We start from the raw sequence: 6,515 nt of genomic DNA, 5'->3' as shown, positions 1-6,515 counted from the left end.
GCTCGCCGCGGCGCGCCGGGCCGCCGACCTGGCGCCGCGCGAGGCCCGCCCGCACGAGGTACTCGGGGACGCCGCGGCCAGGGCCGGGGACGTCGCGTCGGCCAGGAAGGCGTACCGGGACGCGCTGCGGCTGGACCCGGGCAACGCGCAGGTCCGTGCCCGGCTCGACCGGATCGACTCGCGCGGCCGGCCGGCGCCGGTCACCCGGCCACCGTCCGCCCGGCGACCCGCCGTCCGGCCGGCGCGGTTCGGCCTGGGGCAGCGGACCGCCCTGTGGCTGCTGGTGCGCCGGGTGGCGACGTGGCTGGCCGTCGGGTCGTTCCTGCTGCTGATCGCCGGGCTGCCCAGCCCGAGCCCGCTGCTGGTCTGGGTCGGCCTCGGGCTCGTGCTGTTCGTGCTCGGCCTCGCCGCCCACGGCTGGCTGGGGCTGCCGCCCGGCGCCCGGGCGGGCATCGCGGTGCTGCGGCGGGCCGAGCCGCTGATCGTGACCTGCGCGGTCCTGCTGGCCGTGGCCCTGCTGGCGCTCGCCGGGTGGACCCTCGCGCTGGCCTTCGGATCACGCGACATGCAGCTGCTCAACGTGGGGCTGGCCGGCTCCGGGATTTCGCTCGGGCTGGCGTGGCTGGGGTTGTGGCGGCTGAAGCTGCGGACTCGCTAGGGTGCCTGCGTCCATCCGCCGAAGGGGGAATGACGTGCGCTTCGGGGCATTCTTAGCCGTGATCGGGTTCGGCTCGGCGATCCTGCACTACACCGACATCCAGTTCCGGGTCGTCATGTGGGCCGAGCCGTGGCAGCCGGGGCTGGGCCTCGGCATCGGCGCCGCAGGTGTGGCCATCGCCGCGCTGGTCCTGGCCTGGCGCAAGCGAAAGGAGGGCGCGGCCAGCGAGCCGCCGGCCATGGCCTACGCGCAGCAGCCACCGTCCCAGCCGTACCCATCGCGACCGGCGCCCGGCTACCAGCCGCCGCCACAGCCGTTCGGCCAGCCGTACCAGGTCGCCCAGCAACCGCCGCCGCAGTTCCGCCCGCAGCCGGGCCAGGCGCGCGCGCAGTTCCCGCCGCAGCCCAACTACCCGCCGCCGGCGCGCCCGCCGGGCGGCCACTTCGGACAGCAGGGCCGATGACCGCGTCCTTCGGCAGCTACCAGAACGAGATCTACCTGCAGGGCCTCGTCGACCAGATCCCGGCGTTCACCACGGACGCCGCGGTGCTGGAGGGCGTGGCCCGCGGGCGAATGGAGCCCGGACCGTTCGGCTACGTGTCCGGGGGCGCGGGGTCGGGCGCCACCCTGCGGGCCAACCGGGAGGCGTTCGACCGCTGGCGGATCGTGCCGCGGATGCTGACCGGCGCCACCGAGCGGGACCTGTCGGTGACCGTGCTCGGCACGGCCATGCCCGCGCCGGTGCTGCTCGCGCCGGTCGGGGTGCAGGCGATCATGCATCCGGACGGCGAGCTGGCCACCGCCAGGGCGGCCGGCGCGCTCGGTGTGCCGATGGTCCTGTCCACCGCGGCGTCGCACACGTTCGAGGACGTGGCCGAGGCCAACGGGGACGGTCCGCGGTGGTTCCAGCTGTACTGGCCCAACGACAACGACGTGACGATCAGCCTGCTGCAGCGGGCGAAGGCGGCCGGGTTCACCGCGCTGGTGGTCACCGTGGACACCTGGACGCTGGCCTGGCGACCGGCCGACCTAGACCGGTCGTTCCTGCCGTTCATCCGCGGCATCGGCACCGCGATCCCGTTCTCCGACCCGGCTTTCCTTGCCGGGCTTGAGAAATCCCCGTCGGAGGATCCGCAGGCGGCGGTGCTGCGCTGGATCCCGATGTTCACCGGCACCGACAAGCGCTGGGACCAGCTACCGTTCCTGCGCGAGCACTGGGACGGGCCGATCCTGCTCAAGGGCATCCAGCACGTCGACGACGCCCGGCTGGCGCTCGACGCCGGCATGGACGGGATCGTGGTGTCCAACCACGGCGGCCGGCAGGTCGACGGCGCCATCGGCTCGCTGGACGCCCTGCCGGAGATCGTCGCCGCCGTCGGCGACCGGCTGACCGTGCTGTTCGACTCCGGCATCCGCACCGGCGCGGACATCCTCAAGGCCCTCGCCATCGGCGCCCAGGCCGTGCTGATCGGCCGCCCCTACGCCTACGGCCTCGCCCTCGACGGCGAGGCCGGCGTCCGCCACGCCGTGCGCAGCATCCTCGCCGACTTCGACCTCACCCTCGGCCTCTCCGGCCACCGCACCCCGGCCGAGCTGTCCCCGAACACCCTGCGCCGGGCCTGAGCCGCCCACCTGCCCACCCCCGGAACCCGCACCCGGCCAACGGTGCCTAGCCACCTGGCCAAACCGCGCGCCCCCACCGCGAACTCCCGTACCCGCCAACGGTGCCTAGCCACCTGGCCCAACCCCGCGCCCCCCACCCCGGAACCCGTACTCGCCAACGCCACCCAGCCACCTGACCAAACCCCGCCTCCTCACCCCCCACCCCCGGAACCCACCCCGGGCGCCGCTCACTTCGCGTCGGCGTAGCAGTCCACCGTGGCCGCCTGCAACGGAAACCGCACCGGGGTGTCACCGAACACCAGGCGGCTCGCCTCCGCGGCCGCGCTGTCTACTTCGGACGCGACGGTGGCGGCCCGCTCGGCCGGGCAGTGCACCAGCACCTCGTCGTGCTGGAAGAACACCAGCTGCGCGTCGGGCGCGGTGGCGGCGAGGCGGCGGCGCAGCGACGCCAGCACGGTCAGGGCCCAGTCGGCCGCGCTGGCCTGGACCACGAAGTTGCGGGTGAACCGACCCCAGTTCCTCGCCGCCTGGCGGGACTTGCGCTCGGTGCCCTCGTCCTGCTCGAACGATCCGGTCAGCGCCCGCCAGGCCGCGCTCGGGGGTGGGCTGGTGCGGCCGAGCCGGGACCGCACCAGCTCGCCCGCCTCGCCGGCCCGCGCCGCCTGCTCGACGTAGCCGACCGCGTCCGGGAACCGGTTGCGCAGCACGGCGAGCAGCGGGCCGGCCCCTCCGCTGGTGCCGCCGTACATCGCCGACAGCATGGCGACCTTCGCCTTGGCCCGGTCGCCGTCGAACGAGTCCGCGGCAAGGCTGGCGTACAGATCGACCGATGTGGACACCTCGGCCAGCTTCCGGTCGCCGGACAGCGCGGCCAGCACGCGGGGCTCGAGCTGCGCGGCGTCGGCCACCACCAGCACCCAGCCCGGGTCGGCCCGCACCGCCGTGCGCAGCGCCTTCGGCAGCTGCAGCGCGGCGCCGCCCCTTGTCGCCCACCGGCCGGACACGACGCCGCCGACCACGTACTCCGCGCGGAACCGGCCCTCGTGCACCCAGGTGTCCAACCAGGACCAGCCGTGCGCCACCCAGAGCCGGGCCAGCTCCTTGTACTGTAGCAGGGGCGCGACGGCCGGGTGGTCGACCTCGCGCAGCACCCAGGCCCGGGTGGACGGCACGTCGATGCCGGCCTTCTTGAACGCCCGCACGACGCTCGCCGGCGCGTCGGGGTTGACCTGCGTGCCACCGAACGCGGCCGCGATCTGCTCGGCGAGCTCGGCCAGCCGGACCGGCCGGGCCCCGCCCGCCGGGCGCGGCCCGAGCAGCTCGGTGAGCAGCGCGTCGTGGACGTCGGCCCGCCATGGCAGGCCGTGGTGCGACATCTCGGCCGCGGCCAGCGCCCCGGCCGACTCGGCGGCGACCAGCAGGCGCAGCGGGGCCGGGTCGGCGTCGATGCGGCGCTGCTGGTCGGCGAGCACCGCCTGCGCGGCGTCGAGCGGATCACCGTGGGCCGGCACGGTGGCCCGCTCCGGCTCGAACAGCGCCGGCTGCTCGGCCCGGCTCGGCGGGGGCCGGTCGGCCGGCTCCGGCAGGCCGCGCAGCCGGGCCACGGCCGCGGCCAGGTTCCGCGGCCGCCCCGGCTCTCCGGCGCAGGCCAGCAGGATGCCCTCGGTGAGCGCCAGGTCGTGGAACCGTCCTAACCGGACACCGGAGCGGAGCAGGGCCGGGTACACTTCGTCGGTCGCCGGCAGCACCCACCGCGGCCGGTGCGCCCGCTCGAGCTCGGCCATGGCCGCGGCCAGGTCGGGCACGTGGCGGTCGGGCTCGCCGGGCACGCGCAGCCGCCCCGCCCCTTCCGCCCCCGGCACCGCGATGACCTGCACGCTCGGCATTCTCCGGCACGGCACCGACAGTTGACGTTCCCCGGGACCGTCGGGCACGGTGCAAGAGAGGGGAGATGCGATGTCGACCTACATGTCGCGGGTGCAGGAGCTGGCCACCCGGGTCCCGACCGCCCTGCGCAGCCTCGACGTCATCCGCCGGGCCGGGATGATCCCGTTCACCCGCCCGGATCTGGTGCTGCGCGGGCTCGTCGCCGTCCGGCAGATGGGTCCGATCGCCGGCGCCGTCCACGTCGCGGCCGGCAAGGACCACCGGGCGCTCGGGCTGGTCGACGAGCTCGGACCGCTCACCTTCCACCAGCTCGACCTGCGGGGCAACGCGCTGGCCCGCGCGCTGGCCGGGAAGGGGATCGGCGAGCGCGCCACGATCGGGCTGCTGGCCAGGGACCACCGCGGCGCGGTCGACACGATGATCGCCGCGGGCAAGCTGGGCGCGCGGCTGCTGATGCTCAACACCGGGTTCGCCCGGCGGCAACTCGTCGACGTGGCCGAGCGGGAGGGCGTGTCGGCGTTCGTCTACGACCAGGAGTTCACCGACCTGGTCGGCGCGCTGCCCGCGGGCATGCCGCGGTTCCTGGCCTGGGCGGAGGGGTCGACGCGGGACGTCACCACGCTCGAGGAGCTGATCGCCAGCACCGACGACCGTCCGGTTCCGCAGGCTCGCGAGGCCGGCACGCTGGTGCTGCTGACCAGCGGCACCACCGGCACCCCGAAGGGCGCGCCGCGCCAGGTGCGCAACCCGCTGGCGGCCGCGCAGTTCCTCGACCGCATCCCGCTGCGCGCGGGGGAGTGCACGATGATGGCCGCGCCGCTGTTCCACGGCACCGGGCTGTCCCAGTTCGTCCTGTCGTTCGCGCTGGGATCGACGGTGGTGATGCGCCGCCGGTTCGACGCCGAGGCCACCCTGCGGGCCGTGGCCGACAACCGGGCCACGGCGCTGGTCGTGGTGCCCACCATGCTGCAGCGCATCCTCGACCTGGGGCCCGAGGTGCTCGACCGGTACGACACCTCGTCGTTGCGGATCATCTTCGCGGCCGGCTCGGCGCTGGCGCCGGAGCTGGGCAACCGCGCCATGGCGGCGTTCGGCGACGTGCTCTACAACCTGTACGGCTCCACCGAGGTCGCGGTCGCGACCGTGGCCACGCCGCAGGACTGGCGCGTGGCGCCGGGCACGGTCGGCCGGCCGCCGGTCGGCTGCCGGGTGGTGCTCTACGACGACGCGGGCCGCCCGGTCACCGCGCCCGGCGCCGTCGGGCGCGTGTTCGTCGGAAGTGGACTCAGCTTCGGCGGGTACACCGACGGCCGGCACAAGGAGATCATCGACGGCCTGCTGTCCACAGGGGACGTCGGGCACTTCGACGAGGACGGGCGGCTGTTCATCGACGGCCGGGACGACGACATGATCGTCTCGGGCGGCGAGAACGTGTACCCCGGCGAGATCGAGAACCTGCTCGTCGAGCACGACGGCGTGGTGGAGGCCGCGGTGGTCGGCGTGCCGGACGAGGAGTTCGGCCAGCGCCTGCGGGCCTACGTCGTGCCGCGGCCACGGTCCAGTGTGGACGCCGACGAGCTGAAGGCGTTCGTCAAGGCCAACCTGGCCCGCTTCAAGGTGCCCCGCGAGGTGGTGTTCCTCGACGAGCTGCCGCGCAACGCCACCGGGAAGGTGCTCCGCACCAAGCTGGCCGAGCTGGACTGACCTATCGTTGTTGGCATGGATCTCGCCAAGGCGCGCGACGTGCTCCGCGCGCAGCACCGGGCGGTGCTCACCACCCTGCGCGCGGACGGCCAGCCACAGCTGTCGCCGGTCCTGGTCACCACCGACGACGAGGACCACGCGGTGATCAGCAGCCGGGAGACCGCGTACAAGGTGCGCAACCTGCGCCGCTCGCCCCGCGCCTGGCTGTGCGTGCTGCCCGACGGTTTCTTCGGCCGCTGGATCCAGGTCGAGGGTCCGGTGGAGATCGTCTCGCTGCCCGAGGCGATGGACGGTCTGGTGGCCTACTACCGGTCGATCTCCGGCGAGCACCCGGACTGGGACGAGTATCGCGCGGCCATGCGCACCGACAAGCGCTGCCTGATTCGCATCCGAATCGACCGCGCCGGGCCCGATCGCGAGGGCTGACCGTTACCATCGGCGCGCAATTCGACGCGACCCCTGACAGTTGCGAATCGGCTTTCCAGCGCAATTCTAGGGTGGTCACGGTCGGATCGACTTTGGCGGGTAACGTAAGAGCCGCGTGGTGATGCGGCAGTGGTTGCCGGTCGATCACGGCCCCCGGTTGCATGGATTACGCGGTGCACGCCCGCCGCATTCTATTAGTCAGGGATTTGAAGGGTTT

General features: G+C 74.1%; 5 protein-coding genes and 1 pseudogene. 5 read left to right on the top strand and 1 reads right to left on the bottom strand.

The window, feature by feature from the left end:
• From VGX25_RS23810 to VGX25_RS23800, 3 genes and pseudogenes are all read left to right on the top strand, one after another.
• Positions 1 to 658, top strand: a pseudogene (locus tag VGX25_RS23810) (hypothetical protein); the annotation flags it as partial.
• Positions 659 to 692: 34 nt separating this feature from the next.
• Positions 693 to 1,121, top strand: a complete 429-nt coding sequence (locus VGX25_RS23805) for a hypothetical protein (protein ID WP_326920105.1) — start codon at positions 693 to 695, stop codon at positions 1,119 to 1,121.
• Positions 1,118 to 2,281, top strand: a complete 1,164-nt coding sequence (locus tag VGX25_RS23800; protein WP_326920104.1) for a lactate 2-monooxygenase — start codon at positions 1,118 to 1,120, stop codon at positions 2,279 to 2,281. Before VGX25_RS23805 ends, VGX25_RS23800 begins: the two co-directional genes overlap by 4 nt.
• A 227-nt stretch (positions 2,282 to 2,508) precedes the next feature.
• Here the strand turns inward: VGX25_RS23800 and VGX25_RS23795 are convergent, their stop codons facing one another.
• Positions 2,509 to 4,167, bottom strand: coding sequence for a bifunctional 3'-5' exonuclease/DNA polymerase (locus tag VGX25_RS23795; protein WP_326920103.1), 1,659 nt, complete (start codon positions 4,165 to 4,167; stop codon positions 2,509 to 2,511).
• A gap of 70 nt (positions 4,168 to 4,237) precedes the next feature.
• Between VGX25_RS23795 and VGX25_RS23790 the strand changes: the two genes are divergently transcribed.
• Positions 4,238 to 5,872 carry an acyl-CoA synthetase gene (locus tag VGX25_RS23790; RefSeq protein ID WP_326920102.1) on the top strand — a complete coding sequence of 545 codons (1,635 nt, stop codon included), beginning with the start codon at positions 4,238 to 4,240 and terminating at the stop codon, positions 5,870 to 5,872.
• A gap of 15 nt (positions 5,873 to 5,887) precedes the next feature.
• Positions 5,888 to 6,298, top strand: a complete 411-nt coding sequence (locus tag VGX25_RS23785) for a PPOX class F420-dependent oxidoreductase (RefSeq protein WP_326920101.1) — start codon at positions 5,888 to 5,890, stop codon at positions 6,296 to 6,298.
• The last annotated feature ends 217 nt before the right edge of the window (positions 6,299 to 6,515 follow it).

Source organism: Actinophytocola sp., from assembly GCF_035942955.1.
Lineage (GTDB): Bacteria > Actinomycetota > Actinomycetes > Mycobacteriales > Pseudonocardiaceae > DASYTH01.
This window is presented reverse-complemented; position numbering and strand designations above follow the sequence as displayed.

Excerpts from the sequence above, each read along its gene's own strand:
- VGX25_RS23800 (WP_326920104.1), top strand. The coding sequence starts at position 1,118 with ATGACCGCGTCCTTCGGCAGCTACCAGAACGAGATCTACCTGCAGGGC.
- VGX25_RS23795 (WP_326920103.1), bottom strand. The coding sequence starts at position 4,167 with ATGCCGAGCGTGCAGGTCATCGCGGTGCCGGGGGCGGAAGGGGCGGGG.
- VGX25_RS23790 (WP_326920102.1), top strand. The coding sequence starts at position 4,238 with ATGTCGACCTACATGTCGCGGGTGCAGGAGCTGGCCACCCGGGTCCCG.
- VGX25_RS23785 (WP_326920101.1), top strand. The coding sequence starts at position 5,888 with ATGGATCTCGCCAAGGCGCGCGACGTGCTCCGCGCGCAGCACCGGGCG.